This window comes from Mesorhizobium sp. M0028 (assembly GCF_040323855.1).
Taxonomy (GTDB): Bacteria; Pseudomonadota; Alphaproteobacteria; order Rhizobiales; family Rhizobiaceae; genus Mesorhizobium.
Genome location: NZ_JAMYVG010000006.1, coordinates 41,157 through 67,344 on the forward strand (window position 1 = coordinate 41,157; position 26,188 = coordinate 67,344).

Sequence of the window (26,188 nt, forward strand, 5' to 3'; positions counted from 1 at the left end):
AGGGGCTACGCTGCCTCGATCTGCATCACCTTTTTTGCCGCAGCGGTCAGAAATCCGGATCGGCTGTAGCCGTGGCGCTCTGCATATCGATCGATCTGATCGAGGATATCTTCCGGAATGGTGACATTGACGCGCACGACTTTCGCCGCTTCGGCTTTCAAGGGAACCAGGATGGCGACACCGCTCAGATTGTCCTTGTCCGACATCACTTCCTCCAGGGACGACGGCTCGGGAATTGCTTCGCCATCCTCGACCAGCCCCTCGACATGAAAGGCCAGTGCTTCCTCGGCCATGGCGCGGGCATCATCCAGATTGACGCCTGCTGTCACCAGGCCCGGAAAATCGGGGAAGGAGACGCCGAAGTCGCTGTCCGCTTGCTTGTGGATCAGTCCGATGTAGTTCCGCATTTCTCTACCTCAGCTTCAAGCCGGATTGTTTTTCGATACTCTTGAGAGTGCCGATCGGGATGTCGCGCTTGGGATGCGGAACCGTCACCCGGCCCGGCTTGGCTTTGTGCTTGAACTGGGCGTGACTTCCTTTTCGAGCCACTTCGTACCAGCCATCCGCCAGCAGCCTATGAATGACATCGGCGCTCTTCATGTTGTGTATAGATACACACAGAAGGGCCAAATGTCCATGAGATTTGCGGCAGATTACGTGCCGCGGTCCAGTTGAACCTTCCTCAAATCCCCAAAAAATGGAGATACCAGATGACCCGAGGTCTTCCCCGGACGCTTTCGCGTGCCGCCGCCAGAGAAGCCGGCCTTGCCCCGCCCAAGGCGGGGCTTACCGCCAGGACGACCGGGCAGGGCGGCGCCTACCGCACCGTCTTCTCCTTCAATGCCATGCCGGTGCCAGTAGCAGATGCGCTGGCCTATGCCAGCCAGAAGCTGTTCGATTTCCTCGACGGCAAGGTGCGGATCAAGGGCGGCACGGCAAGGTTGCAGTTCGCCGTGCTGACGCCGCGAGCCTCGACCATCAACGACAATGCCGCGCTGACCTGGTCGCTCGGCTCGACGGCGGCGTCGAGTGCTGCGCTCGCCGGCACCATGGTCAATGTGCTGGGCGCGACCGGCCGTACGCTGGATGGCGCGGGTGCCGCGCTGTCGAACGCGTCGATTGCCGATGTTGCCGCAGCCGCTACGCTCGACGGCACCGTGACGCCGGTCGACCTCTATCTCAACCTGGCGTTTGCCACCGGCACGGATATCGACGCTGACGGCACGGTTGCCGTCACCGGCACTATCACGCTGCTCTGGGAGAACTGGGGCGACAATATCTAGGTTCCCTCCAGATACGGGTGATTGGCGAAAGCGGAAGTGACGGCCAATCTCCCCCCGCGTGGGGGAGATGCCCGGCAGGGCAGAGGGGGGCGCTGTCCCGCCGGCTTATCCAGCTGATTCGTGCTTGCAATCTTTCCCGGGGCGTTGGTGACGAAGTGCACCGGATCCTCGCGTTCCTTCGCGCCCCCCTCTGTCCTGCCGGACATCTCCCCCACGAGGGGGGAGATTGGCAGCTTCGCCATCGGCTCTCCTCTGAAACCTCAACAAAAGGAATCTTCTCATGACAGATCTGGCAGACGCCGGGTCCGTGGTGGCGGCGCCACCGGCGGGCAACCTTGCACGGCCACCGGCCAACGGGGACAACGGGTCCGCCCCGCCTACGGCCAAAAGTTGGTTTGACGGTCTTTCCGAAGGCAACCGCAAGCTTGCTGAAACCAAGGGCTGGACCAAGCCTGAAAGCCTCGATCGGGTTCTCACCTCTTATGCGGAGCTGGAGCGGCAGCAGGGTGAGAGCCTGCGCGTTCCGGCAGCCGATGCAGCCGCGGAAGACTGGGACAGGTTCCATGCCCGACTGCCCGAGGCGATGCGTCCGCTGACCTCGCCCGACAAGGTCGAGTACAGGCGCCCCGACGGGCTCCCCGAAAACTTCGCCTATTCGGACGAGCTCGCCAATGCGTCCAAGGCCTGGGCAGTCGAGGCAGGTGCTACCCCGAAGGTCGCGCAGGCCTATCACGACCGCTTCGTCGGCTACATGGCCGAGCAGGCCAAGGCACAGCAAATCGCCGTTGCCCGCTCGGTCGAGACGACCCACGACGACCTTGTGCGGGATTGGGGACCGACCGGCAGCGATGGCTTTCGCCAGAAGCTCGAGGTCGCCAACAGGGCGATGAAGAAGCTCGGCCTGGTCAATGCCTATAAGGCGAAGGGCATCCTTCTGCCGGATGGCGCCTTGACCGACCCGCAGATCGCCAAGGCGTTCCACGCCATCGGCGAGGCGATGTTCCGCGAAGACACGATCGACGGCGGCGCGGCCTTGAGTGGAGGCAATCCCTTCAAGCGCAATGCTGCCGGCGAGCGCAACCTGACCGGCATCTCGGCGCTGGTCAAAAGCGACCCCGCCCGTGCCCGGCGGCTGGCACGCGAGGCCGGCGAAAACCCCGATCTATGGATGCCCAACAACCCTCTCTGAAATTGGATCATGATCTTTTCCGAAAATCGGTTTCCACTTTTCTGGATCATGGTCCGCCAATCTCCACAAACCTGAAGGAAGACAAAAATGGCAGACGCCTATACCCGCATCGCGGACGCGATCGTTCCGTCCGTCTATGCGCAATACTCGTTCGAAGAGCATGTCCAGTCGCTCGACATCTACCAGGCCGGGATCCTGTTTTCCGACCCGGCCATCGCCTCGAAGCTCTCCATGGGCGGGCGTTCCGTCGACATGCCCGGCTGGAAGGATCTCGGCAACGATCCCTCGGAGCCGGTCAATGACGACCCGGCCGACTCGATCGAGATGAAGAAGATCGGTGCGCGCCGCGAAGTCGCGGCCCGCAATGTGCGTGCGCAGGCCTGGGGCATCCCGGACCTGACTTCGATCCTTGCCGGCGACGATCCGCAGAAGCTCATCGTGCGTCGCCAGACCGACTACTGGCAGCGCGCCAACAAGCTGACGCTGCTCGGCATCCTGAAAGGCGTGCTGGCCGACAACATCGCCAATGACGGCAGCGATCTGGTGCGCGTTACCGGTGCTTCCATCGTCGACACCGACATCATCGAGGCCGCCTATCTGATGGGCGACCGCGCCGACAAGTTCAAGACGATCTGGATGCATTCGAAACAGATGAAGGCGCTGAAGCTCGCCGACCTCATCGACTATGTGCCGTCGTCCGAGCAGGGCGGGCCGCTGATCCCCTATTACATGGGGCTCAGGGCCGTCGTCGATGACGATATTCCGGTCGCCGGCGGCGTCTACACCGCCTTCATGTTCAAGGACAAGGCGATCCTGTGGAACGAGCTGCCGGTCAACACCGAAGGCGGCCCGCTCGAGTTCGACCGCAAGCCGCGGCAGGGCCATGGCGGCGGCGTCACCGAAATGGTCGGCCGCCGGCATTTCGTGCCGCATGTGCCGGGCACCCGCTTCCTCGACGCGTCCTCGGCCGGCGAATTCGCCACCGATGCCGAGCTGGCACTGGCAGCAAACTGGGACCGCACGGCGTCGAGCGTCAAGCACATGACGTTCATCGCGCTGAAGACGATGGAGGCCTGATCCGGCCGGAAGGGGCGGGCATCAGACGTCCCGCCCCTTCTGGACACCAGGTCGGCCGGTGTGGCGAATCCCAAGTTCACCCGCTGCGCCGCGCCGGAGTGATGCGAATTTTGCGGTTCGCCACAACGTTCATGTTGCTCGTTTGGCCAATCGACGGCACCAAACAGTTACAAGAAAGGGCGATGCTGCCTTGTCTGAGCAAGGGAGGTAACTATGAACGTGAAGTACAAAACAGTTCAGGAAGTGCTCCGAAAAGCGGGCATTGTCATGAGCAAGAAGGGGGAAGTTCATCGCATAAACTTCTTCAGCGGTCTGGAGGACACCGCCTACTACACACCAAGTCTTCAAGATGCCCTGGACAAGGGCTTGGCTCTGGCGGGAGGTGCCGGAAGGGTGAAAGCAAGCGTCTTTGCCAAGTCAGCCGAAACAGGGATCTCGACCGGCGCACGCATCGGCTGACACAATCCAGGCAAGACATCGCCGCATTGCGCGGCGGTGTCGTGAAACTGCAACAACCGAAGCATTGCCGTCTTCCTCGCTCGAATGGAAAAAGACGGATCACGCAGCACGTGCCACCCATTCCCTGACGGGCGGCTGGCATCGTGACGGCTCCATGCACGAGACGTGCAACGTTCTGCCCAAGCAACAATCACAAAGAATCCCCAGCCGCCTTGAAGCGGCTTTTTGCCGTGGAGGCACCATGCCCCGTTTTCCCCGACCAACCACACAGACAGAGGCCTGAGCCATGGCCATCACCCCGCTCGATATCGCCAACATGGCGCTCGCCGTGCTCGACGAGGCGCCGATCGACAGTCTCGACCAGGACGCCAAGGCGGCGCGTCTGCTCAATCTGCACTTCGACCTGACCCGCGAGGCCGAATTGACCAAGCACGCCTATGTCTTCGCTATCCTGGCGGCCTCGGTCGCCGGCTTCGACACCGGCAGCGGCGCTGGCACGCTGAACTTTGCCTATGAACTTCCCGCCGACTGCCTGCGGCCCTTGCCGCTGACCCATAATGGCGAGCCGGACGGCGTGCCGCTCTCATGGCGGCAGGAGGCCGGGTTGGTCTATTCCGATCAGGCCGGGCCGCGCCTCATCCGCTATATCGCTAACCTGACCGACCCCAACGACTGGGACGCGCTGTTCACCGAGGTGCTGGTTGCGGCGCTCGCCATCAAGATCGCGCATCCCTTGACCCACAAGGCCGGCATGATCGACGTCGCCCGCAGCGCCTATGACAGGGCGCTGGATGCCGCCTACTCGGCCAATGCCATCCAGCGGGGCGGCAGATTGTCCGCGATTTCCTGGGCTTTCCAGCGCGGCGACAACAGGTTCGTCGGCCGATGACCACGCTCTATCCGGTCCAGGACGCTTTCATCCGCGGCGAGATTTCTCCCCGCTTGCACGCTCGCGCCTCGCTTGAGCTCTACCGGGCGGCGCTGTCCAAGTGCACGAACTTCGTCACGCTGCCGCAGGGCGGCATCAGAAAGCGCGGCGGCACCTATTTTTGCGCGGAGGTGAATGCTCCGTCAAAGGCGACACGGCTGATCCCGTTCATCTTCTCGGCCGATCAGGCCTATGCGCTCGAATTCGGCGACCTTTACATCCGCGTCTACGCCTATGGCGCCCGCGTCGGTACGGTCGAGGTGGCGGCCCCTTATCTCGAGGCCGATCTCTTCGACCTGCAGTTCGTCCAGTCGGCAGACCAGATGTGGATCACCCACAAGGATTATCCGGTCAAGGTGCTGACGCGCACCGCGCACACGACTTGGACGCTCGCCGATTTTGTCTTTCTCGACGGCCCATACGACAAGATCAACACCACCGCCACGACCTTGACGCCGGCCGCAACCGGCAACGCCATGCCGGTTATGGCCTCGAATACGCTGCCAAGCGGCACGGTCAGCAACAGCAACGGCTCATCCGACGTGTGGCAGGCTTTCGGCGGCGACAAGCAGGAGGGGGTGGACATAGCGGGATTTCCGAGCGGGTATCTGCGCTACCAGTTCGGCGGCGACGAGGCCAGGGCAGTCGACGCCTACTGGATTACCGCGACGAATGATCACTCAGACACTGTCTCGCCGACCCAGTGGCAGTTCCAGGCCTCGCACAACGGCACCGACTGGACGACGCTCGACAGCCGGGACGGAGAGACCGGCTGGTCCAAATCGGAAACCCGCTTCTTCGACGGCTTCAACAACACGGTTGCCTACGAATTTTATCAGCTGCTGTTTTCGGGCGGCGACAGCGACGGAACCGCTATCGCCGAACTGGCCCTGCACGAATACGCGCCGTCGCAAACGCCGTTTGATCTCTCGGCCTCCTCGGTCGTCGGCATCAACGACGGCACTGGATTCCAGACCAGCGATGTCGGCCGCGCCATTCGTCTGCTTGGCGCAGATGGCTTCTGGCGCTGGGCCAAGGTCACTGCCCGCACCAGCATGACGGTGGTCACCGTCCAGTTGTATGGGCATGCTCTTCCCGATCTCAGCCCGATCATCCGCTGGCGTCTCGGCACGTTCGTGCCCGGCAGGTACGTGCAGAGCGGTTCGCTTTACGAGGAGCGCCTGGCGTTCAGCCGAAAATTCTCGGTCTATGCCTCGCAAACCGGCGATTTCGACAACTTCGCCACCGGCGAGAAAGACACCGACGCGCTGGAATTCGTGCAGGCCGGCGGCGGTCAGGCCAATGACATTACGTGGGTGGCGGAATCGGACGGTGCGCTGATCATCGGAACGCTTGGCGGGGTGAGGGCGCTGTCCGGCTCCGGCATCGACGAGGCGCTGACACCGTCCTCGTTCAAGAACCGCCGGTCGCGGACCTTCGGCTGTGCCCCGATGCGTCCTGTCGATGCGGGGCAGTCGTTCCTCTATGTCACCCGCTCCCGCAAATCGATCGCCGAGTTGACACAAAACGCCACCGGCCGCTTCACCTCCGACGACGTCGGTCAAATATCGGAGCACATTCCGAAGAAAGGCGTCGTCGAACTCGCCTTTCAGACCGACCCCGACCCGCTGCTCTGGTTCCCGCTCGGGAATGGCGAACTCGGCGGCTACACGCACCAGCCGTCGCAAGACGTGCGCGGCATGCATATCCACCAGATCGCCGGAAGTTTCGCCGGATCGAACTGGGCCGTTGTCGAAAGCGCCGTGGTGACGCCCGGCCAGGACGGCAATGACGACCTGTGGCTGATCGTCAAGCGCACGATCGGCGGCGTGACCAGGCGCTATATCGAAATAAAGACCGTGCCGTTCGAATATGCGGCAATCGAGGACGCTTTCGAGGTCGACTGCGGGCTGACCTATTCGGGTGCTGCCGTCAATGTCGTCTCCGGCCTCGATCATCTCGAAGGCCAGGCGGTCGACGTGCTGGCCGGCGGCAAGGTCTACAAAGGGCTCACGGTCGCTTCCGGCCAGGTGATGCTGCCCGGCGGCGCCACCGCCGCCAAATGGCAGGTCGGGCTCGGCTACCAGTCCGAGGCCAACACGCTGGAGCTGGACGTCGGCGGCCGCGACGGCTCGATCGTCGGCCGGCGCAAGAAGGTCGCCAAGCTCATTCTTTCGCTGCTGGAAACCGACATCGCCGGGCTTCAGGTCCAGTCGTTTATCCGCGGCCGATGGGAGCAGGTTCGCATCCCGTCCGTGGTTGCTCCGGGTGCCATGGCGAAATTGTTCACCGGCAATGTCGAGGTGCCGATCGACGACAGCTGGGAAGGGCAGGGGCGGGTGAAGATCCGCCACGTCAATCCGACGCCCTGCACGATCAGGGCGATGACACCGGTGTTCGACGCCGAGCCTTAGACGCATTGCAGGTTGGCGAAACTCTTGACGACGGCCGATCTCCCCCCTCGTGGGGGAGATGTCCGGCAGGACAGAGAGGGGCGCTGTCCCGCCGACCAATCGTAATTACGTCCTTATCCATTCTGGCCTGACCGCAGTTAGGTAAAGCCGCGATCCTTCGCGCCCCCCTCTGCCCTGCCGCGCATCTCCCCCCACAAGGGGGGAGATTGGCAGCTGCGATGTCCTCCCTCAAGAAGGAAATTCTCCAGTGACCCAACTCCCCCATGCCGAAGACCTCGGCAGGGCGCGGACGGCTGCCGATTTTGCCGCCGTCATCGCCTTGCTCGACACCGACCTCAACAATGCGATCGCCCGCAAGGGCGAGCTGGAAACGGAAAAGTTTCACGCGATCTTCGGCGCCGGCAATTTGACGGCGGCGCGTGCCGCATTGGACGACTGCACCGCTGAAATTGCGCTGATCGAGAAAACCATCGAGGACGCGGACGAGCGCCGCGTTGGCGCCCCCCTGGACGAACCCCCCGCCGAACCCTGCGCTGACACGCCGCCGCACGGCGACGAGGTCAGGACAAACGCCGAGGCTCTCGGCGAGCGCTGGCGCACGGTCCACTGGCTGATCGAGCAACTGCGCCAGGAGCTGTTCGCGGCCGATGCCTTGAGCCGCGCCGTCACCGCCGCCAACGGCGTGTCCGACGGCGCCGCCGGGGTCAAAGTCAACCTGACCACCATCCGGCGCACGGCCATGGCCGGCCCGCGGGCCACAGCACCCACGCGGCTCAGCCGCCCGGCGATCCAGGCCGACCGGCTGCTTTTGTCCTTCCTCAGCCCCGGCGGCGTGCTCGACCGGCGGCCTTCGATCGGCGCGCCGGTCAACGGCATCAAAAGCAAATTCATTCCCGCCGGCGAACGAGGCTGACCATGTGCACACTAGCTCTTATCGGCACGGCGCTTTCCGTCGGCGGCGCGCTGGCGGAAGGCCAGCAGTCCAGGCAGATGGCCGACTACCAGGCCAAAGCCTATGAACAGCAGGCGCGGGCCGACGCTCAAAGCTCCGCCTTCGAGCAGGGCCAGGAGCGCCATAAGCAGGACCTGCTGCAGGCGCAGGCGCGTGCCCAGGCCGGCGCTTCGGGCGTCGCCATGGCGGGCTCGCCGACCGAGGTGCTGGCCGCCAATGCCAGGCAGGGCCAGCTCGACCTCAAGGCGATCCAGTACGGCTCGCAGCTGCGCCAGAACGGTCTCGGCACGCAGGCGGCGATCGCGCGCTTTTCCGGCAGGCAGGCGGTGGGCGCCTCGATCTTCAAGGCCGGCGGCAATCTCGTATCGGGCATCTCCGGGCTCTACGACCCGGCCAAGGCGGTGACGTTCGGCAGAAGCGCCTTCCCGCCGGCGCCGGGCGGAGGCCTCTACTGATGGCCACCATCCCGCTCCAGCTTGCCCAGCGCCGGCTCGATACCGGCACTGTGGCCTCCTATCCGAACGGCTCGCCGGTGGGCGCGGCCATGCAAGGCTTTGGCGACGAGCTCTCGGCGGTGGCCGAGCGCTTTCGGCAGCAGCAGAAGCAGCAGGATGCGTTCGACGCCGACATTATCGGCCGCGAGCTGAACGCACGCATCGCCCACGCCGAGGCCGTGGCCGTGCAGACCGCGCCGGCCGACGGCGGCGGCCTGCACGACTTCATGTATGGCCAGCTCGATCCGCACAGCGACGGCGTCGTCAAGCCCGGCCTGTTCGACCAGATCTTCGACGACACTGTGGCGAAAGTGCCGGAGGGCGAACGCGCCAATTTCCTCGCGCAAAAGCAGGCGTTGCGGCTCGCCGGCTCGGCGCGCATGGCCGCGCAGCAGCACGCGCGCCGCCAGAACTACGAGCAGGCCGAGTGGACCAAGGTCGAGCACGGCTACACAAGCGCCATCGCGCAGGGCGACCCGGACGACAGCGACACATTCGAGGCGATCAGGCGGAGCGGGCTCGAACTGATCGGCAAGATGGGCAGCCCGGTGGCCCGGCAAGCGGCCGAGGCTGCCTGGCGCAGCAACGCGGCAAAGGCGCTCGTCCAGGCGATGATCGCCCAGGATCCGAAGCGCGCTGCCGAGATGCTGGGGGCGGTGTTGGCCGCAACGGACGGCAAGACCAAGGACGATACCGTCGAGGCTGTGAGTGGGCCTCCGGCGGATGGAACTGCCGCACCGGCTTCGCTCCGTGACCGGGTAGGCAAGCTTACGCCGGACGAAAGGTCGGCGCAGGCCTTTGGGGACGACATTGCCCCCGAAGAGCGGCCAGGGTTGGTCCAGCAGGCCCGAGCCGCCGACGCGATGCGGCAAGTCGAAAAACGCACAAACATTATCCTGGCCGAGCAGAATGCGCCGGCCGACATCAGGGACAGTGGAACCTATTCCGGCCCGATCCCAACGCCGGAACAATTCGTCGCTCTCTATGGCGCTACCGAAGGCGCCGGGCGCTTCGAGGCGTTCAACAGGACCGTTGAGGTTAATCGCCAATTCCACGGCATGCGCGACCTGTCGAATAACGCCGTGCGGGCCATGGTCAAGGACGCCGACCCCACCGCAGATAGTTCAACGCCGGAAGTGGACAAGGCACGCCATGACGCTATCGCCGCCGCCGCGGACCTGACGTTCAAGGCCAGGCAGGCCGATCCGGGCGGCTATGTCCGCGAGGCATTCGCGAACCTTGATGCGGCCTGGAGCAACCTGTCGAAGCCGGGAGACTATCGGGCGGCGATCATTGGCTCCATCGCCGCCCAGCAACAGTTGGGTTTTGAGACCGCCCAGCCGCTACCCAACTCTGTCGCTGAGGACATTGTCGGCAGACTCAAGGCCCAGCCGCAACACCAGACCGCAGAGCTGCGCAATGTGTTCGCCGCGCTACCGAATCAAGCCGCGCGCGAAGCGGTGCTGAGCCACCTGTTTCAGACCAGCGCGTCCCAAACGGACAACAGCATCGCGGACAGGTCGGTCCGGGCAGCTGTAGTCGACCCGATGATGCTGCTCGATTTAGCCAACACTGTCGAGCCAGGACGATCGGTATCAAACGCGGAACTCACCAACTACTTACCGACGAATCAAGAGTGGCTCGGGAGATTGATAGCCGGCGACAGTGAGCGGGGGAGCCTATGGCGTCTTCTCGCGCAAAAACTCGTGGGCTCCGATGGGCTTGGCGAAGACAGCATCTCGGTGGCCGACTTCACGCCGTTGGGGACGTCATTTGCACTGGAGAAGGCTGGAAATGCAGCGCTGGAAGGCAACTACGACCAAACACTGCTCAATGCCGCGGGCGCAATTCCTGGCGATAGGTTGGCGGTGGTGGCCCTGGAACGCGCCGCGGCGAAGATTGCCAAGCCCTGGGTAGAGAAACTCTCAATATTTTCGAGGCGGCCGACTGACCTAGTCGAAGGCGGCGAGGCACTTGTTCGTGGGGTCGATGCCGAAACCCTTAGGCACCAGCAAGCGCTTGCGCGCTCGGTCTCGCCACCAATCCCACGCCGGAAGACGCGAGCCGGTGAAATGTCCGATAGTGCCTTTGATACCGCGTTACTAGGTGCGATGCTTGCTAGGGATACGTCCAAAGTTAAACATGCCGGGGCGAAGGTTGGGTGGGCTCCATCCAAGGACTATCGAAAAACCTTTTTCGACGCGAATCCTAGTCTCAACAAAAGCGACTATATAGTGCATCATGGCGTCGAGCAGGGAGTTTTTAAAAGGTATCCCGGGCTTTTTGCAGAGCAAGAGCTGCATTCAATCGAGAATCTTCGTGGAATCCGGAACGAGTTCGACATAAATTTGCACCAGAAGGTCATTCGGAACGAGTGGGAATATTTCTATAAGAAAAACCCTCATGCTACTCGCCAGAATGTCCTTGACCATGTTACGGAAATCGACAAGAAGTATGGACATTTGTTCTATCTACCAATAGGTGACTGATGAGATACTTTGACATTCTGCCCGATGTGGCCGGCGGATTGGGCGACGGCACTGTCATGGATACCAGTGTCCACCCTCCTATCGTGAGCAAGCTTGTGTACCAGATGGAGGGATGGATCGGTGATGTTCTTATAACAAGCTTTCCATGTTTCCTCGTGACGGAAGAGGCCGCGCACGCATTGTCAGAAATCGGCTTCACCGGAGCGGCATTCGCCCCTGTTGAAGTCATAACGTCCGAAGATTTTCGCGAACAGCAGCCCGAGGTAGAGCTTCCATCTTTCGTGTGGCTGAAGGTGAGCGGGAAGGCGGGTCACGATGACTTCGGCATCGCCAAGAACCTTGACCTCGTCTTATCAGAGCGAGTCTTCGATGTGTTTGATGAACGAGGTCTCCCTTCAGCTACCATCAAGCCGTTCGACATTTGGCATGAGCAGCGTTGAGCTTTGCGAGCCCATTCCGGTAGAGCCGTGCAGCGCACTCGCGACAAGCCTGTGCAGCGCTGAATATGGATGTGTCTCACGAGAAAGCGCTGGCCGACCGGGGGCACGCATCGTGCGAGAGCAGATCATATTAAACACCATAGCGATGCAGGAGACTATGCTCGCTGGGCAAGAAGAAGATGGCTCAAGCAAGAAATGAAAGGGAACACAAGTGGTCGAGCGAAATTGTAGCGACGTCAAACCCGACTTGACTAGCGTCACCCGCTTGCCGTCGGCTGACAAAAGCACAGGCGATGAAGAGCTTGATGCTGCACGTCTGGGAAGCCCGAAAATATCTTGAGTTTTATGACTGGTTTCAGACATCAAGGGAGAATATCTTGGGTATGGGGCCGACGGCATAATATATATTTTCCTTTTCGAGATTGTACCTGGCAGGCCGGAAGTGGATCCGTGAGTATGGGTGATCGTAGGCGATGTGCCTCCGACATACCTGACTTGTGAGGACGCCAAGACTCCATACGAGGCGCTGGATGGATATGTCGGCGCCATGGAAGAGTGGGTCGAAGCTGCGCGACGAGGGGACCCGGTGGCGGATCTAATCCCGGTCGATGTGCCGGCTAGCCCAGCCAACGCCGAAATGTGGGTAGCCGTCTCAAGTTCCTTGATGAGAATGTGCTTCCGTTACTTCCGAAGTGATGTATAGGCGCTTCTCTGCAAGCGCCGTCAGCTAGCTAAAGGTTCTACCGTGCGGTGATCATCGGCAAGCCCCGAACTCGAGCAGCAAGCAGGCGCATTGCCCAGACTTCGATCGCAAAGAGCCGCGGCAAAGCAGCTTGGTTCAACCAGCTATACTAATCTTTTAGTGCTTTCACGATGCTGGCTTATGGCCCGCTAACCGCAGAGCGGTCAGTTGGCGGTGCCTTTTGGATCGCCCCCTGTTTCAGATGAAGGATTGACCTGTTGCGTACCGACTCTTTTGCGACCATGGCAAGGATCGCTTTTTTGCTTACCTTGGCCGCTGTTCTCCTGCTCGCGCTTTCGCCGGTGCGCTTCCTGCAGGAGTTGGACATGGGCTTCACCTTCCACCATGACAAGCTCAACCACGCCGCGGCGTTCGCTGTGCTGGCGGCGCTCGGAAGCCTCGGCTGGCCGGAACACAAGACGAGGCTGGTCGTGCTCCTTGCCATTACCGGCGCGGCGATCGAGCTGCTTCAGGGCGTGCAGCTGATCGCGCGCGATATGGATATCCTCGACTGGGTCGCCGACTGCGCCGGCATGGCCTGCGGGCTGGCGGCGATCGGCGGCACAAGAAGGCTTGTTGGCGGATTGCTATAGGCCTGGACCGCGTTGCTCGCTGTCCGCAAAATCGTCCGTGCCTGCCGCGCCGGATAACGCGGTGTCCGGCAGGCTAGCTTAGATTTCCCACCGCCAGCACCGAACCCCTTCCAGCCTCGCTTATGCGGGGCTTTTTTTATGGAGCAACCCCTCATGTCCCGACCTGCAACTGCCGCCGTTCGTCTCCTGACCGGCGAACGCGAACCCGTGCGCCTCGCAACCACGGCCGACATCCTCCTGCACGGCCTGCAGGCCATCGACGGCGTGCCGGCCGAAATCGGCGACCGCGTGCTGGTCAAGGACCAGGCCGACCCGACGCAAAACGGCATCTACACGGCGAGCGCAGGCGACTGGTTCCGTGCCGCCGACGCCCGCACGACGCGCACCGTGCAGAAGGGCACGACGGTTCACATCCAGATCGGATCGGTCAATGCCGACCGCGTGTTCGAATTCACCGCCGACGAGCCGGCCGTCGGCGCCGATGCCATCACCATCGCCGCATCCGTTCCGCCCGACATCGCCGACGTAGTCGAAGAGGTCGAAGCGCTGCGCGATGAAACCCAGGCCTTGAAGGATGCTGCGGAAACCAGCGCCGGCCAGGCATCGGCCAGCGCAGCCGCTTCCGCCGCGAATGCCAGCCAAACCACGGCCGACCGGGCTGCCACCAATTCCGATGCCGTCGCCGCCGCGGCGGCCGTCGTCAGCGCCCAGGCCGCACGCGACGCTTCGTTCTACGGCAAGGGCATTTTCCCGACGACTGCGGCGGCAATCGGCTTCGGCGTCGTCGGCAATGGTGCGATCACGGCAGGCTCGGGCGGCGCCAATGGCACGTTCGACCTGGCGTTTGCCGGCGGCACCGGTTCGGGCGCCGCCGGCCGCTTCGTGGTGGCCGGCGGGGCGCTGACGCAGATACTGATCACGGCGCCGGGCTCCTACACGGTGGCGCCGACGCTCAGCTTTGTGGCGTCGGCAGGGCTGGCCGGCGCAGCGGCGGTGGCGGTGCTTGGCAGGAATGTCGATGTCGGCGAGTATTTTTGGACGGAGGTCAGCGCCGGCATGCTTGGCCTATTCCGAGTTGACGCCGGGCCGGTTGCAACCGACATAGGAGTTCGTTCATCGACGGCCAGCATTGTGACGAACGTCGATGCGCTGTCGCGCATAGAAGGGCTTGCGGTCACTACGATCAAGCTGACCGAGGGCACTGGTTCCGTCGCGCCGACCTGTTTCCGAACCTATACATTCTCGACTGGCGTCGTAGTCGAGCATGTCGTGACCGCCAGGGCATCCGAGCGCCGGCTGCTGCAGCTGCTTTCCAACGGGCCAGCTGTCTATACCGCCAATTTCGATCTGTCGGACGGTACCTGCACCGGTACCGGCCCGGCACTCACCAGCTTCTCTATGATCGCGCTGGGCGGTGGCGAGTACGAATGCAGAGCGGTAGTCACGCCGACTGCGAACGGCGCTGCCAACGTCCAGACGCGGTTTTCGCCGGCCGGCGTGTTCCCCTTCACCGGCGATGGCGCCTCCGGCGTTTACGTGCGGAACATCGTCCTGCGGCTTCCGTCAACGACCACCAATCTGTTTCCGAGCAGCGACCCGACGAACGCCGTCTTCACCAAGACCAGCTGCACAGCCGCAGCCGCGACCGTCCCGGAAGTCAGGGTGGTGCCGCAGTTGCAGGCGCTGGTCGACGTCATCGATGTGCTGGTCAATGGCCGGCTAACGGCCGACAAGATCATCGAGCAATCCGGTTCGGGCAGCCCGTCTGTATATCAGGCCATCGCATGGGTGATCGGTCAGACCTTCGTTTGGGATGTGTATGCCCAAAAGGCCGAGAGGACACGCCTTAACCTGTTTTCCAACGGGGCCTGCGCCTTCGACTGCACCTTCGATCTTGCAGGTGGCACCGCTTCCGGCAGCGGCGCGGCATTCGGCACCGTTTCGACGCAGGCGATCGGCGCCAACTGGTATCGTTGCCGGGTGACCGGCACTGCGAACGGCACCGGCATCGCCAATGTCCAGCATCGCGTGTTCCCGGCCGCCGGTGGCCATCCTTACGTCGGCGACGGCGTGTCGGGCCTCGGTCTCCAAAGCTCTAGCCTGAGCATCAACGGGGGCGCGAACATCCTCAATTCGCCGCGCGATTTTTCGTCCGCAGCCTGGATCAAGGCTGCTGGAATGCCGCCGGTTGCCGCCAACACCATCCGCTATGTCGGCGCACTCGATCCGAGCGCGATTGACGCGGATGCCGACGACGGTCGGGCAGCGCTTGTCGGCAAGAAATGGACGCTGCTCGGTTCGAGCATCACAGCCCAGGCGTTCTATAGGGGACCGCTGGCCGTGAAGACCGGCATGGTTCCGACAAATCTTGCCTATAGCGGTGGGTCCCTGGGAATTGCCACCAATGGGCACTATGGGTCGCAAAAGATCTACGACCAGATTGCCCTTATTCCGGTAGATGCCGAGATCATCACTTTAGAGCCGGGTCCGAATAATTTCGGAGCGGCCGACGTAGTTCTAGGCGACCTGGGGGATCAAACCCTTGCTTCCGGCTTCACCGGGGCCATGGTTGATGCCTTCAAGGCCATGCGCCTCCGAGGCCCTATTGCCAAGATCATATGCCTCGGTACTTACAGCGGTGGTCCTGGCCACGCTACTCATAGGCTTTTCAGGACAAACAGTCAGGGGAACACTCTCGACCAGTTCATGCGGAGGGAACGCGAGGTCTGTGAAATGATGGGGATGGGCTTCATCGACGTCGGCGGCGGCAGTGGTATCGGGTACCTGACCTCGACACTCTACATGTCGGACGAATTGCACCTCAACAGCGTCGGCGGGGAGAGATACGCCAGCTTCGTTGCCGATAAGCTGCGCGCGCTATCGCGGGTTGGATTCTTTGGCACTTGATCTAGTTGGAAATTTCGCTCGCTTGTGGCAGATACCGGTGGATGCGTATCTTCTCGACCGTCCTCGCTTTTCGCCGTCTCTTCTGGTCATGGATCGCCACCGGCGCTGCCAGGGAGAATGCGATCGTCGGACCCCGGACGCGGTTCGGTGCAGGGGCGGAAATCTTCAACATCCACGGCGACCGAGCGAGGGTTTCGATCGGTGCCGACAGCCATTTGGATGGACATTTGCAAATCTTCGCCCATGCAGGCCGCATCGAGATCGGCGATTGGTTCTACCTTGGACCCGGCTCAACGGTTTGGTCGTCTGATCCGGTGGGGATCAAGATCGGCAAGCGGGTGCACGTTTCATGGGGGGTCGCGATCCACGATACCAACTCGCATCCCATGGACCCTCGGAAGCGGTTTGCGCAAATGCAGGCCATCTTCAAGGAAGGTCACCCGCGCGTCGACCCCGGCATCCGATCGTCGCCAATTGTGATTGGAGATGACGTCTGGATCGGCAATAGCGCCATGATCATGAAGGGTGTCACCATCGGCGATCGGGCTATTATCTCGGCCGGGTCAATTGTTCGATACGACGTTCCGGCCGATGCATTGGTGCGGCCAGCAGACCTAGTGAAGTGATGCCTGTCGCTGCCGCTCATCAACGAGGGTCGTGCCGTCGTATCGCACTGCATGTCGAGCCGGTCGTCCAGTCTACATTTCTCGTCTCGATCTCAGGGCGCTTCGATAAAAGGCATATGCTTGATGCGCTCCCATTGGTCTTTAGCCGTAGTTCTAGACCAGCGGTTACGCAGGACGTTCTCTCGATAGGCCTGGGCAGGCTCTAATTCCGGTATGTCCGAAGCGTCAGGTAAGAAGAACGCGTTCGCGCCGGCGGCCGAGACGGCAACGAGCTTGTAGTCGTGCGTCTTGCATAGCTTGGTCAGGGCGGTGATCGATGCACCGTGATACCAGCCGCTGTCATGCTTGGCCGTGCGGTCGAACGCGAGATCATAGGGCACGGTGATTGGGTTGAGACCGAAACTGGCATTGTACTCCGCGACAATGACAGCCGGACGCACTGGCAGCAGGGCTTGCAGAAACCAGTAGTCGTTGCCGTCGACGTCGACGGAAAGCACTCCAAGCTGTGGAAAATGCGTGGCGAGGTTTTTGATGTTGTCAAGATCGATGAAGCTCTCGCGCACTTCGATTCGCTTTGGAAGCAGCGAGCGGGCCAACCGCACGGTCGTTGCGTCGCCGTCGACGAGCAGACCCCTGAAGTCGCTAAGCCCAATGCAGTTGTATTCCGTGGGATGAAAACCAAACTCCAAGAATGTTTTCGGGCTTTGACCAACGATCCGCGCCAGGATCACGCTCTCGTCGGATTGTGGAGACCCACCAAGGTGAGCTTTTGCGAGGTGAAAACAATAGCGGAGCGGGGTTGCGCGAAGAAAGGCATGCACGCGCGACTGGACATTCATCGCCAGATGACTCCTCGATCGCCCGCCCGCAGCAAATTATTTGCAACAAACAGCGACGGTTTGCAACCTTGCGCAACGACCGCGACTGCCTGCCAGACGCTTCGTTCGAACCGCCGAAAAGAAGAACTGCGCTCGAGAGCGGCGCGAGTCGCATCTGCAAAGGCATTTGACCGGAAAAGGCGCTCCGGCTGAGGTTGATGGCCGAGGCGCCGAGACTACCAGAGCGTTTCACTAACCTGAAAAGCTGTCGGCTCAGGAACGCCTTGCGATCGGAACATTGGCGCTAAATTGGGTGAGCTGCTGTCGTGCAATGCCTTGCCGCAGATGGCGCAGATTCAGCAGTTGCGCTTGTTGAGGGTGGGATTCTGCGGTTTGTCGCTTCAAGCCGGTTCCACCTATAAAGCTTTCGCGACGCAACCATAGTCCTACGGCGACCCTTGCTCAGTTCCTCTGGCGAACCTGTTGGGATAAAGGTCGGTCCTTAGCCTTCTGATGGCAGCAAGGGCGCCTGTGGTTCCGCATCTGAGATGGGCGCTTTTACGATATTTGGCGCAGCGCGGCGCGCTTTGCTGCCATAGTCGATCTTCTTCGACTGCTTCTTGGCCCACTCTTCGACAAAATACCAGAGCAACAAAGCCGCGCCGAAACACGCGGCAAGCGCAATAGCCGATGCCAGCCATGGGGAGCCGGGGAACACCCGCTCGGATAGTTTTACGAACCTCATGCCGATAGGGACGTGCACGAGGTAAAGCGAATACGAGATCATCCCGACCCTGCTGAACAGGGACGACGCCGGCACCCAAGAGATTGCAATCGCAGTCGAGGCTAGAAGACAGGTGATTGCCCGCTCCGGTCCAAGCGTCCACCACACCACGGCGCAAAGGATGGCGATCCCGACGCAAAAGGTGTTGAGATCGACCCGCTTCGTCCAGAACATGAAGGTCAGGATGCCGGTGCCAAAGACGCTCAAATGGGCCGGCAGAAATTCGACATATCCGGCGCTCACGACAGAGAGCCCGGCAAACACACCAAGCATTGCCAAGCCTGCCGTCCGGCTGCTGACCAGGATCGGGAAAAGCAGCCCGATCACCACGTAATATTGAAACTCGATCGCCAGTGTCCAGAACGGCCCGCTAAGCCAGGGCTGGCCAACGAAGGCGTTCACATAGCCGATGTGCAAAAGCACGTTGATGACGGTGTAGGGCGGGTGCGAGGTGTTGAGTTGCGGGAAGTGCGCCAGCGCCACGCCGCTGATCAGGATGAACGCGATTGTCGCGAAATAGGGCGGTTCGAGGCGGACCATGCGTCTGGCGATGAAGCGGAAATAATCGCCGATCCGATGCCCGGCAAGGTCCATCGAAAGCGGAACGATAAAGCCTGAAATCACGAAGAACAGCGGCACGCCCATCCGGCCGTAGCTCCACACGTCATCGACGCCGTTTCCAATTCCGGCAGTGCCAACGACGTGGAAAACACACACCATGAGGGCGGCCATGCCGCGAAGGGCATCGACTGTCTGATTGCGCATTAGTCCCCGCTGTGAGTTCGTCGCTAAACCGCAAGGTGTGCCATCCGGCAACTGAATGCGCAACGTCAATTGCTATTCTGGCGCGGCTTCGCAGGAAGAAACGCCCTAATCTGTTCCGCCCATAAAGTATATGCGGCTCCCGTAATATGCGTACCATCGACTGAATACTTCGGCAGCAAGACGCCATTCGGCGCAAGGGTCGCATTGAGATCCAGATAGTCGCAGACCGAGCCGGAACATAGGGCTTGCAGCTTCCGGTTCAGCTCCGCGGTGGCTTCATTTATTTTGGGATATCGGTCGCTTCGGAACAGTGTAGATTGAACCACTACCCGCTTTGGAGCCAGCGCTTTGATGATCCTGTTGTAGCGCCCGAAGGTCCCATTCGCGTCTAGCCTGATCGTGAAGTCATTCGTGCCGATCATCACGAAGGCAATATCGGCATCGACGCGGGAAAGTTCATCGGTTCGAACCAGAAGGCCGGCCGTGTTGTCGCTGTAGACGCCGCGGTTGATGATCCGGTAATCAGGAAAGATCGCGTCCCAATCGCCCATTTCCGTGATCGAGTCGCCGATCATCACAGCGTCACCAGAACTCCGGCGGGCCGCAAAGATGCTGTTGCGGGCCGCCTGATACGTGGTTGCCGGAACGCTTACCGCTTCAGGCCAGATGGAAGCCTTTAGCGGCATGTAGCCCCAATGACCGAACGCCGAGCCGGCGAGGAACCCGGCAACAAGGATGGAAGTCTTTCGCATCCTTAGCCCCTACGTGAAATCCCGAAACATCAGGGTGGCTCAAGCAAGCCCCCTACCGGCTAGAGCCCTAACTGCTCGGCCGACCAGTCCTTGAGCCCTCTGGAAGCTCTCATGATCGCCGAAAGCTTTAGATGCCCTAGGGCAGTAATTCAATATAGCCTTCCACAACATTGGAGGGTGACCACGGGCACTGCGTCCCAGGAGGACCTGCGAAGCGCGCATCACCGATCGCATATCCCGCGCGTCGGGGCATTGATCGGCGTCGACGACGACGAAATTCGTGCCGAATCAAAAGGCCATCCGAGTGGTCAATCCCTGTGAAAATACAGACCTAACAACCTGCCCGCTAGGGCGGAGCTAACTGGAGCGCTCTGCTCGTCGCAGTAGCAATTTAATCTCGCCGGAGGATCGGGTCCCTCGCTAGCCAAACAATCTGCCTAGACATTTAGAGTCACGACACTAGAAAAAGCCGAGCAGCGAACACTTCGCCGACGGACCCAGCAGCTACCGTCTGCTGTCCTGCGGCTTCTCGTGCGGTTCCTGGCCTTTCGACCACCAGACAAAATACAGCGATCCCATCTTCATCACAGGCACGCGGCGGTCGCGTTCCCGGGCTCGCAACTCACGATAGGTCTTCATCTTCAGAGTGCCGCCCGGCAACCTGATACGCACCGCCATCGGTCCAACTCCCGTTGTGCAACGCAGCAATTGTGTGCAATGCGGTAAGTAGAGACCTTCCGTTACGGAAGAGTCAACAGCAGGATCATCAACTTATTTTGCGAGCTGCGGAGGCTTCGCGGCGCCGGGCGGGCAAGGCGCATGCTCGGCCGAAGGAGCTTCATCCTGGCGACTGATCGTCAATCAGGCGCTGGCGGTTCGACCACCAGGTGAAATAGACCCGGCCGAGCCTGACGACGGGTATGCGGCGGGCGCGTTCGCGGTCGCGCAATTCGCGGTACACCTTCACTTTCAGCGTGCCGCCAGGCATTCTGATACGCACCGCCATCGATTCCGCCACCCCATTGTGCAGCACAAGAGACCTTCCGCGGCGGAAGAGTCAACGCCTGCCCGCTGACTATTTCTGGGATTAGTCGAGCGGTCTTGAGGTTTGGGCGGGCGCGGCGGTTCCTGATCCCGCACGGAGGCGTCATTGCCCAGTCGGGATCGTCGGTGCGCGGGCTATTTCCTGGGCGAGGATTTTCTGGGCGAGGATGGGCGATCGGACATGCCGCTCGGCCACCAGATGACGAAGTAATTGCCGACCTGCCAAACCGGCACCTCGCGATTCTGCTCGCGGCGCCGCAGCTCGTCCCTTTTCTTGATCTTCAAAGTCCCGCCTGGGAGTCTGATTCTTATCGTCACGTGTCCTCCCGCACCCGCTACAGGTACGAACGATATACGCGAACAGTTTCATCCCGGCTAAGCAATTTCATCCAGGCCGAGCAATTTCGGGGCCGATACAGCGCGCCGGACCGACGCGAGATCGCCGGAACCGGCTCTATTTGAAGAAATCCGCAATGCCGTTGATGGCCAGCACCGCATAGACGATCGGTCCGGCGATAAACGCACAATAAAGGCAGAGGATCGCTGCCAGCACCGCGAGCAGCGGCTTGTCGCGACCGACGGCGCGGAGCTCGGACCTCACCGACCAGCGCGCCGCAGCGGTTTGTTCATCATCAGGCATATGCAGACGTCCTATGGCCTGTGCCGGACCGCGCCAAGGCCCCGTGTTTACGATCGCGGGCCAGAACGCTCAAGCGGCCCTTGCTGTCAGTGGCCTAACTCCTCGGGGTAATCAATCCATGGCTGCTCAGGAAAGCTTCAAAAGGAGCCGTCAGAATCTCAGATCCCTCTTCAGTGAGATGACTGTCGTCGCGATAGACAACGCGGCCATTTCTAACAGGGGTACAGTCGCCAGTCGGCCCCCCACACAGGGCATCAAAGGGATCGAACACGAAAAAGCTGCTTCTGGTACGGCTGAGACCCAGCAAGTAATCGGTAACATCACGGCGCCTGGCTAACTGCTCATTCCGGTCCTCGACAATGCCTGTGTGGCATTCTGCCGACATCGCCCAATCAGGCCGGTACCATTGGCGGCTGCACAAACCCGTCGGCCCGACCTTGTTATATTTTGGGGCGGGCAAGACGTAGATTACCTTCAAACCGGCCTTGTCCGACTCCGACAGCAGTTCTTCGAGCTGATGCGAGAAAGCAGTCAGAGACCCGTCGAGCCTACGGGGTGAGTAATTGTTTCGGATGACCAGAATATTCCGGTCGTTCGAGGAGACGTGCTTCATTATCAGCTGTGGGTACTTGCAATAGTCCGGTTCTCCGACGATCGGCGGGGTGCGGCAACCCGTCTGGAAAACGTTGAGCACCGAGGCGAGGCCATCCCGGTAAATTTCTTCCGCCATCGGGAACATATCCGCGGCATGGCTGTCGCCGACGAAGATAAGTTTCGGCTTTCCGCTCAACTCGGCAGTGCATTTAGCGAGGTTCCGTTCGAAACCCTCATCCGATCCAATGCTGACGGCCGAACAATCAGTGAGTTTGCGCTTTGTGTATTTGCCGACATATCCGGGGACCACTCCGCGCCCGGTCTCGGCAGTTTTGTCTCCGGAGAATGAAGGGATGGAATAGCGTTGCCCAAGAAGGATCAAAAATGCCGTGGCCACCATCAGAGGCAGGCCAGCTGCCAACACGCCCCAGCGCCCTCCGATCCACAGAGTTCGCCGAAAGGGGTTCTCAATGAGGTGGTAGGAGGCGATCGACAGCAAGAGCATCGCGGCGATCTGCAGAGGCAGCGACCAGAGGTGAATGCCGACGGTCCAATGGCTTATGCAGATGACGGGCCAGTGCCAAAGGTACAAGGAATAGGAGATCTTCCCGACATAGGAGGCAACCCTGTTGGACAGAAGGCGATAAACCACCGTTCCGTGGCGGACGGAGCCAATCAACATCGCGGTCGATATGACGACTACGACCGTGCAAACTATCGGATAATCCTTGGCGAGAAACATCGCCGCCGCCGCTGCCAGAATCGGTATGGCCGCATTGATCGTCAGCGACCCGCCGCCTTTGCTGGTGGCCAGAGCGAGCAGACAGCCAATTCCCAGCTCCCAGAAACGGAACGGGATCAGAAAGTAGGCAGCGGGCTGATTTGTGTCGTAGGTGGCGATGAACATCAGCAACGAGGCGGCCGAGAGTATTGCCAGGGCAGCGGTGCGGGATTGCCATCGGATCAGGAACGGAAAGAAAAAATAGAACTGCTCTTCGACGCCAAGCGACCATGTATGATTGAAGGGGTTGAGCTGCGCGCTGGCTCCGAAATAATTAATGGCCTGGGTGAACAGGAAGAAGTTGGCGAACCCAAAAATGGATGCCATCCCGGTCAGCGTCGAAACCATCGCTTCAGGATTAAACAGGCGTACCGTTGCACTCGTGATGAGAACCATGGCCAGCAAGGCCGGGACGAGTCGTTTTATGCGTCTGGAATAGAATTGAAGCAGGTGCTGCCTCAACGACAAATGGCCGGTTCGCTCAAAAGACAGTGTAATCACGTATCCTGAAATAACAAAGAAGACGTCGACTCCCAAGTATCCACCCGGCAGCACGCCGCTATACAGATGATTTATGATTACGGAAATGACAGCGATTGCCCTGAGGCCGTCGATGTCCTTTCGGTATGCTTTACTATGCACGGAAGTGCTGGGTGCGAGCGCCCCTTCAGCTTTTTCAAACGTGCTAATCGAAGAGACGGCCATAACTCTCGTTCCCGGGGTAGTCGCCGGAAGCTTTAGAGGCCCGAGGGCCGTAATTCAACAGACCCCCTCCAACATTAGAGATTAATCATGGACCTTTCATTCAAGGGCGCCGCGAGGCGCCTCGATGACATAGACTTGCCGAAACTCGGCGCCCGGATCGGCGTCGGCGAGGACGAGATCCACGCGTTCCTCGATGTTGAAACCAGCGGGCACGGCTTCGACGCCGTTGGCCGGCCGGTCATCCTGTTCGAACCGCACGTCTTCTACCGCAACCTGTCGGGTGCCAAGCGGGCAAAAGCGGTAGCCGCCGGCCTCGCCTATCCGAAATGGGGCGAGAAGCCCTATCCAAGGGATAGCTACCCACGGCTCAGGGCAGCTTGTGCGATCGACGAAACCGCGGCGCTCAAATCCGCCTCATGGGGCTTGGGCCAGGTTCTCGGCGAGAATTTCAAAGCCGCCGGCTTTCCTACCGTGCAGGCGATGGTCGAGGCGATGATGGCGGACGAGGCGCTGCAGCTCGGCGCAGCGATCGATTTCATCGTCGAGAAGCGGCTCGACGACAATTTGCGCAATCACGACTGGGCGGGATTCGCCAAGGGCTACAACGGCTCCGGCTATCGCAAGAACTCCTACGACACCAGGCTTGCCGAGGCCTATCGCAAATGGTCGCGCATCAAGGACACGCCGTGGCCGTCTGCCGGTCCGGTGTCATCGGCGGTCGTCCCCGCAGCTCCGCCAGAGTCAGCAAAACCGATTGCCGTTCTACCGCCGGCCGCCGCGCTCTCTGCGCCTCCTGTGGCTGTCGCCAAGCCCGGCTTCCGGGCAGCGCTGATTGCCGCCGTCCTGAAACTATCAGCCATCCTCAAACTGTTTGGAAGGAAATGACATGTGGACCCGGATCAAGAGCTTTTTCTGCGATAGCGAGACAATATTCTGGGCGCGGCTTCAGGCCGCCATCGGCGTCATCGCGAGCATCGTCACCTATGTCGACCCGCAGGTTCTTTCGCCGATCATTCCGGGCGAATGGTTCCCCTGGTTTCTTGTGGTCAACGGCGTTTTGACCGAGTTCCTGCGCCGCCGCCGCGCGGAGGATTTGTGATGGCCGCACTCCTCGCCATTCTCGGCGCCATCATCGGCAACAAGCTCGTCATGACGATATTCGCTGCTGTGGCCGGCGGCATCGGCCTTTATGTTGCGGGCGGCATCAACCGGGCGAAGAAGGAGGCGGCCAAACAGGCCGAGGCAAAAGTCGCGGCCGGAGAAGATCGCCTCGAAATGAACCGCGAGGCCGCCGCAGAAGAGCGCAAGGCCGCCGGCATGACCGATGCGGCAGCACGAGCGGAGGCTGGGAAATGGGCAAAGCGCTGATCCTCTGCCTGGTGCTCGCCGGCTGCACGACAACCGCGCCGGCCGGCAATCCGCGCCAGGTCTGGTGCGACCACAACCAGCCGCGCCGGCCATCGGCGGCCGTCGTTGCCGCCGTGACCCGGCCCGAGCTCGACGAGATGAACGCCTTCAACGGGCAGGGTGCCAGATGGTGCGGGTGGACGCCATGATGCATGAGCTGCTCGACGTTCTGGGCATCAAGGCGCCGGTGCTGGTCGCCGGCCTTTCCGGCGGTATTTTGCGGGCTTTGTCGCGTCATCGCTACAAGGTCCGCGAAATGGTGGCCTCGCCGATCTGCGGCGCGCTGGCGGCGGCCTATCTGACGCTGCCGGTCGTGCATTATTTCCGCGCCGCCGGCCTGCCCATTCCTTCTCCGGACGACGACACCACGACGCTCGCCGCCGCGTTCCTCATCGGCGTCTCGGCGATGTGGATCTCGGATATCGTCTTCGAGGTGATCGTGCGCCGGTTCGGGCCGGTGAAGGAGGAGTAAGCCGCCCAAGCTGACAAAAGAGTGACGTTCAGTTGAAGCCCGCGGCGCCGAAAGGTGCGGCGGGCTTTTGCATTTTCCCTGGCAATCTGTACGATCTTTTCTCTGCGAGGGCGGCTCGATCCGGCGCTTGCGAAACCAAGATGCGCGTTAGGCTTCACGGGAGATGGTGTCATGCTTGCCAGAGTCCTGACACAAGCGGCAGTCCTGACAGCCGGGGCGCTTCTGTTTGCCGCGACGGCCCATGCCCGGCCGGACAGCCGCGCGATGACGTGCGAACAGACACAGCTTCTGATCCAGAGGCACCGCTCGGTGGTGCTGACCACCGGACGGAACACCTACGACCGATACGTGCGCCAATTCGGCAATGAATGCGACTGGCCGCAGATGCCGCGCGTCGCTTATATCAAGACGCGTGACGGTCAATGTCTGGTCTATCGCTGCCAGGAGCCGGTCTTCGACCTCCCGAATTGAAAAGCAGGGGCTTTTTCATCCGGCCGCCGACGCGGACAGCGAGGGCAGTGCGAAAGGCGGTGGCTCATTCTTCGTCGAAAGGACCACCTTCGCGTGCGAGATCGCGTGAAATAACGCGTTCATCGGTATCGTCCGGCAACGCCTCGTCGCTTTCCTGGTAAGCGTTATCGTCATCCTCCTCCGGCAGTTCGCCGTCTTTCTCGACGTCGTAACGGATGTCGCCGTTTTGCGGCACGCCGTCTGGGAGAATTCTCCCGCTCCGGATGGCGTCCCAGTCCTGCTGCTGGATCGTCGGGCTCTCGGTCTCGTCGTCGGTTCGTTCTTTCCTGCGCGGTTCCATCGCTGGTTCTCCATAATGTCGG

29 protein-coding genes are annotated in these 26,188 nt (G+C 61.2%); 19 read left to right on the forward strand and 10 right to left on the reverse strand.

All coding sequences use genetic code 11. From position 1 onward, the window contains the following. Nucleotides 1-5: 5 nt before the first annotated feature. Nucleotides 6-407: a type II toxin-antitoxin system HicB family antitoxin gene (locus tag NKJ93_RS14160; protein WP_023718152.1), complete on the reverse strand. Its 402-nt coding sequence runs from the start codon at nt 405-407 to the stop codon at nt 6-8. A gap of 4 nt (nt 408-411) precedes the next feature. Beyond that, a complete protein-coding gene (locus tag NKJ93_RS14165) occupies nt 412-600 on the reverse strand; it encodes a type II toxin-antitoxin system HicA family toxin (protein ID WP_352496017.1) in 189 nt (62 codons plus the stop codon). Between the two features lie 110 nt (nt 601-710). Between NKJ93_RS14165 and NKJ93_RS14170 the strand changes: the two genes are divergently transcribed. The 13 genes from NKJ93_RS14170 to NKJ93_RS14230 all read left to right on the forward strand — a co-directional run bounded on the left by NKJ93_RS14170 (nt 711) and on the right by NKJ93_RS14230 (nt 16,593). Further along, a complete protein-coding gene (locus tag NKJ93_RS14170; protein ID WP_352589717.1) occupies nt 711-1,283 on the forward strand; it encodes a hypothetical protein in 573 nt (190 codons plus the stop codon). Nucleotides 1,284-1,563: 280 nt separating this feature from the next. Continuing rightward, the gene (locus tag NKJ93_RS14175) at nt 1,564-2,472 is read left to right on the forward strand and encodes a hypothetical protein (RefSeq protein WP_352589720.1); all 909 of its coding nucleotides are present in this window, start codon (nt 1,564-1,566) and stop codon (nt 2,470-2,472) included. 87 nt (nt 2,473-2,559) lie between these two features. Then, the gene (locus tag NKJ93_RS14180) at nt 2,560-3,549 is read left to right on the forward strand and encodes a hypothetical protein (RefSeq protein WP_023718156.1); all 990 of its coding nucleotides are present in this window, start codon (nt 2,560-2,562) and stop codon (nt 3,547-3,549) included. Nucleotides 3,550-3,762: 213 nt separating this feature from the next. Further along, on the forward strand, nt 3,763-4,008 hold the full coding sequence (locus NKJ93_RS14185) for a hypothetical protein (protein ID WP_352589722.1): 246 nt from the start codon (nt 3,763-3,765) through the stop codon (nt 4,006-4,008). 286 nt (nt 4,009-4,294) lie between these two features. Continuing rightward, entirely contained in the window at nt 4,295-4,897 is a 603-nt protein-coding gene (locus NKJ93_RS14190) for a phage connector family protein (protein ID WP_352589725.1), read from the forward strand. Then, a complete protein-coding gene (locus tag NKJ93_RS14195; protein WP_352589728.1) occupies nt 4,894-7,350 on the forward strand; it encodes a phage tail protein in 2,457 nt (818 codons plus the stop codon). Before NKJ93_RS14190 ends, NKJ93_RS14195 begins: the two co-directional genes overlap by 4 nt. A 247-nt stretch (nt 7,351-7,597) precedes the next feature. After that, nucleotides 7,598-8,263, forward strand: coding sequence for a hypothetical protein (locus NKJ93_RS14200; RefSeq protein WP_352589731.1), 666 nt, complete (start codon nt 7,598-7,600; stop codon nt 8,261-8,263). Nucleotides 8,264-8,265: 2 nt separating this feature from the next. After that, nucleotides 8,266-8,757, forward strand: a complete 492-nt coding sequence (locus NKJ93_RS14205; protein ID WP_352589734.1) for a hypothetical protein — start codon at nt 8,266-8,268, stop codon at nt 8,755-8,757. Further along, nucleotides 8,757-11,285 (forward strand): hypothetical protein, encoded by a 2,529-nt coding sequence (locus NKJ93_RS14210; RefSeq protein WP_352589736.1) that lies wholly within the window; start codon nt 8,757-8,759, stop codon nt 11,283-11,285. Before NKJ93_RS14205 ends, NKJ93_RS14210 begins: the two co-directional genes overlap by 1 nt. Further along, nucleotides 11,285-11,725: a hypothetical protein gene (locus NKJ93_RS14215; protein WP_023723056.1), complete on the forward strand. Its 441-nt coding sequence runs from the start codon at nt 11,285-11,287 to the stop codon at nt 11,723-11,725. Before NKJ93_RS14210 ends, NKJ93_RS14215 begins: the two co-directional genes overlap by 1 nt. 1,002 nt (nt 11,726-12,727) lie before the next feature. Then, nucleotides 12,728-13,060: a hypothetical protein gene (locus NKJ93_RS14220; RefSeq protein ID WP_352516071.1), complete on the forward strand. Its 333-nt coding sequence runs from the start codon at nt 12,728-12,730 to the stop codon at nt 13,058-13,060. A gap of 153 nt (nt 13,061-13,213) precedes the next feature. Continuing rightward, nucleotides 13,214-15,967: a phage head spike fiber domain-containing protein gene (locus NKJ93_RS14225; RefSeq protein ID WP_352589738.1), complete on the forward strand. Its 2,754-nt coding sequence runs from the start codon at nt 13,214-13,216 to the stop codon at nt 15,965-15,967. Between the two features lie 41 nt (nt 15,968-16,008). After that, nucleotides 16,009-16,593, forward strand: coding sequence for an acyltransferase (locus NKJ93_RS14230; RefSeq protein ID WP_352589740.1), 585 nt, complete (start codon nt 16,009-16,011; stop codon nt 16,591-16,593). 92 nt (nt 16,594-16,685) lie between these two features. Here NKJ93_RS14230 and NKJ93_RS14235 read toward each other — a convergent pair whose 3' ends face one another. The 7 genes from NKJ93_RS14235 to NKJ93_RS14265 form a co-directional block, all read right to left on the reverse strand. Further along, nucleotides 16,686-17,432 carry a hypothetical protein gene (locus NKJ93_RS14235; protein ID WP_352589743.1) on the reverse strand — a complete coding sequence of 249 codons (747 nt, stop codon included), beginning with the start codon at nt 17,430-17,432 and terminating at the stop codon, nt 16,686-16,688. 481 nt (nt 17,433-17,913) lie between these two features. Further along, nucleotides 17,914-18,960, reverse strand: coding sequence for an acyltransferase family protein (locus NKJ93_RS14240; protein WP_352589746.1), 1,047 nt, complete (start codon nt 18,958-18,960; stop codon nt 17,914-17,916). Between the two features lie 65 nt (nt 18,961-19,025). Beyond that, nucleotides 19,026-19,712: a GDSL-type esterase/lipase family protein gene (locus NKJ93_RS14245; protein WP_352589749.1), complete on the reverse strand. Its 687-nt coding sequence runs from the start codon at nt 19,710-19,712 to the stop codon at nt 19,026-19,028. A gap of 504 nt (nt 19,713-20,216) precedes the next feature. Beyond that, nucleotides 20,217-20,390: a hypothetical protein gene (locus NKJ93_RS14250; RefSeq protein WP_023723043.1), complete on the reverse strand. Its 174-nt coding sequence runs from the start codon at nt 20,388-20,390 to the stop codon at nt 20,217-20,219. A 160-nt stretch (nt 20,391-20,550) separates the two neighbouring features. Beyond that, nucleotides 20,551-20,718: a hypothetical protein gene (locus NKJ93_RS14255; protein ID WP_352589751.1), complete on the reverse strand. Its 168-nt coding sequence runs from the start codon at nt 20,716-20,718 to the stop codon at nt 20,551-20,553. Nucleotides 20,719-21,210: 492 nt separating this feature from the next. Beyond that, a complete protein-coding gene (locus NKJ93_RS14260; RefSeq protein ID WP_023723040.1) occupies nt 21,211-21,396 on the reverse strand; it encodes a hypothetical protein in 186 nt (61 codons plus the stop codon). Between the two features lie 94 nt (nt 21,397-21,490). Then, a complete protein-coding gene (locus NKJ93_RS14265) occupies nt 21,491-23,476 on the reverse strand; it encodes an acyltransferase family protein (RefSeq protein ID WP_352589754.1) in 1,986 nt (661 codons plus the stop codon). Between the two features lie 87 nt (nt 23,477-23,563). On the opposite strand from NKJ93_RS14265, the gene NKJ93_RS14270 reads away from it, so the two are divergent. The 6 genes from NKJ93_RS14270 to NKJ93_RS14295 all read left to right on the forward strand — a co-directional run bounded on the left by NKJ93_RS14270 (nt 23,564) and on the right by NKJ93_RS14295 (nt 25,826). After that, nucleotides 23,564-24,361: an N-acetylmuramidase family protein gene (locus NKJ93_RS14270; protein WP_352589757.1), complete on the forward strand. Its 798-nt coding sequence runs from the start codon at nt 23,564-23,566 to the stop codon at nt 24,359-24,361. Nucleotide 24,362: 1 nt separating this feature from the next. Beyond that, nucleotides 24,363-24,575: a hypothetical protein gene (locus NKJ93_RS14275; protein ID WP_023723038.1), complete on the forward strand. Its 213-nt coding sequence runs from the start codon at nt 24,363-24,365 to the stop codon at nt 24,573-24,575. After that, entirely contained in the window at nt 24,575-24,844 is a 270-nt protein-coding gene (locus tag NKJ93_RS14280; RefSeq protein ID WP_023723037.1) for a hypothetical protein, read from the forward strand. Before NKJ93_RS14275 ends, NKJ93_RS14280 begins: the two co-directional genes overlap by 1 nt. Further along, nucleotides 24,829-25,032, forward strand: coding sequence for a hypothetical protein (locus NKJ93_RS14285; RefSeq protein ID WP_352589760.1), 204 nt, complete (start codon nt 24,829-24,831; stop codon nt 25,030-25,032). The genes NKJ93_RS14280 and NKJ93_RS14285 overlap by 16 nt, the downstream gene beginning before the upstream one ends. Then, nucleotides 25,032-25,355: a hypothetical protein gene (locus tag NKJ93_RS14290; protein WP_036245970.1), complete on the forward strand. Its 324-nt coding sequence runs from the start codon at nt 25,032-25,034 to the stop codon at nt 25,353-25,355. Before NKJ93_RS14285 ends, NKJ93_RS14290 begins: the two co-directional genes overlap by 1 nt. A 171-nt stretch (nt 25,356-25,526) precedes the next feature. After that, complete coding sequence (locus NKJ93_RS14295) at nt 25,527-25,826, forward strand: hypothetical protein (RefSeq protein ID WP_023723034.1); 300 nt, start codon at nt 25,527-25,529, stop codon at nt 25,824-25,826. 64 nt (nt 25,827-25,890) lie between these two features. On the opposite strand, the gene NKJ93_RS14300 is transcribed toward NKJ93_RS14295, so the two are convergent. Further along, complete coding sequence (locus NKJ93_RS14300; RefSeq protein ID WP_023723033.1) at nt 25,891-26,166, reverse strand: hypothetical protein; 276 nt, start codon at nt 26,164-26,166, stop codon at nt 25,891-25,893. Between the last annotated feature and the right edge of the window lie 22 nt (nt 26,167-26,188).

Coding starts and splice junctions, on each gene's coding strand:
- NKJ93_RS14160 (WP_023718152.1), bottom strand. CDS start 407: ATGCGGAACTACATCGGACTGATCCACAAGCAAGCGGACAGCGACTTC.
- NKJ93_RS14165 (WP_352496017.1), bottom strand. CDS start 600: ATGAAGAGCGCCGATGTCATTCATAGGCTGCTGGCGGATGGCTGGTAC.
- NKJ93_RS14170 (WP_352589717.1), top strand. CDS start 711: ATGACCCGAGGTCTTCCCCGGACGCTTTCGCGTGCCGCCGCCAGAGAA.
- NKJ93_RS14175 (WP_352589720.1), top strand. CDS start 1,564: ATGACAGATCTGGCAGACGCCGGGTCCGTGGTGGCGGCGCCACCGGCG.
- NKJ93_RS14180 (WP_023718156.1), top strand. CDS start 2,560: ATGGCAGACGCCTATACCCGCATCGCGGACGCGATCGTTCCGTCCGTC.
- NKJ93_RS14185 (WP_352589722.1), top strand. CDS start 3,763: ATGAACGTGAAGTACAAAACAGTTCAGGAAGTGCTCCGAAAAGCGGGC.
- NKJ93_RS14190 (WP_352589725.1), top strand. CDS start 4,295: ATGGCCATCACCCCGCTCGATATCGCCAACATGGCGCTCGCCGTGCTC.
- NKJ93_RS14195 (WP_352589728.1), top strand. CDS start 4,894: ATGACCACGCTCTATCCGGTCCAGGACGCTTTCATCCGCGGCGAGATT.
- NKJ93_RS14205 (WP_352589734.1), top strand. CDS start 8,266: ATGTGCACACTAGCTCTTATCGGCACGGCGCTTTCCGTCGGCGGCGCG.
- NKJ93_RS14210 (WP_352589736.1), top strand. CDS start 8,757: ATGGCCACCATCCCGCTCCAGCTTGCCCAGCGCCGGCTCGATACCGGC.
- NKJ93_RS14215 (WP_023723056.1), top strand. CDS start 11,285: ATGAGATACTTTGACATTCTGCCCGATGTGGCCGGCGGATTGGGCGAC.
- NKJ93_RS14225 (WP_352589738.1), top strand. CDS start 13,214: ATGTCCCGACCTGCAACTGCCGCCGTTCGTCTCCTGACCGGCGAACGC.
- NKJ93_RS14230 (WP_352589740.1), top strand. CDS start 16,009: ATGCGTATCTTCTCGACCGTCCTCGCTTTTCGCCGTCTCTTCTGGTCA.
- NKJ93_RS14235 (WP_352589743.1), bottom strand. CDS start 17,432: ATGAATGTCCAGTCGCGCGTGCATGCCTTTCTTCGCGCAACCCCGCTC.
- NKJ93_RS14240 (WP_352589746.1), bottom strand. CDS start 18,960: ATGCGCAATCAGACAGTCGATGCCCTTCGCGGCATGGCCGCCCTCATG.
- NKJ93_RS14245 (WP_352589749.1), bottom strand. CDS start 19,712: ATGCGAAAGACTTCCATCCTTGTTGCCGGGTTCCTCGCCGGCTCGGCG.
- NKJ93_RS14250 (WP_023723043.1), bottom strand. CDS start 20,390: ATGGCGGTGCGTATCAGGTTGCCGGGCGGCACTCTGAAGATGAAGACC.
- NKJ93_RS14255 (WP_352589751.1), bottom strand. CDS start 20,718: ATGGCGGTGCGTATCAGAATGCCTGGCGGCACGCTGAAAGTGAAGGTG.
- NKJ93_RS14260 (WP_023723040.1), bottom strand. CDS start 21,396: ATGCCTGATGATGAACAAACCGCTGCGGCGCGCTGGTCGGTGAGGTCC.
- NKJ93_RS14265 (WP_352589754.1), bottom strand. CDS start 23,476: ATGGCCGTCTCTTCGATTAGCACGTTTGAAAAAGCTGAAGGGGCGCTC.
- NKJ93_RS14270 (WP_352589757.1), top strand. CDS start 23,564: ATGGACCTTTCATTCAAGGGCGCCGCGAGGCGCCTCGATGACATAGAC.
- NKJ93_RS14275 (WP_023723038.1), top strand. CDS start 24,363: ATGTGGACCCGGATCAAGAGCTTTTTCTGCGATAGCGAGACAATATTC.
- NKJ93_RS14280 (WP_023723037.1), top strand. CDS start 24,575: ATGGCCGCACTCCTCGCCATTCTCGGCGCCATCATCGGCAACAAGCTC.
- NKJ93_RS14285 (WP_352589760.1), top strand. CDS start 24,829: ATGGGCAAAGCGCTGATCCTCTGCCTGGTGCTCGCCGGCTGCACGACA.
- NKJ93_RS14290 (WP_036245970.1), top strand. CDS start 25,032: ATGCATGAGCTGCTCGACGTTCTGGGCATCAAGGCGCCGGTGCTGGTC.
- NKJ93_RS14295 (WP_023723034.1), top strand. CDS start 25,527: ATGCTTGCCAGAGTCCTGACACAAGCGGCAGTCCTGACAGCCGGGGCG.
- NKJ93_RS14300 (WP_023723033.1), bottom strand. CDS start 26,166: ATGGAACCGCGCAGGAAAGAACGAACCGACGACGAGACCGAGAGCCCG.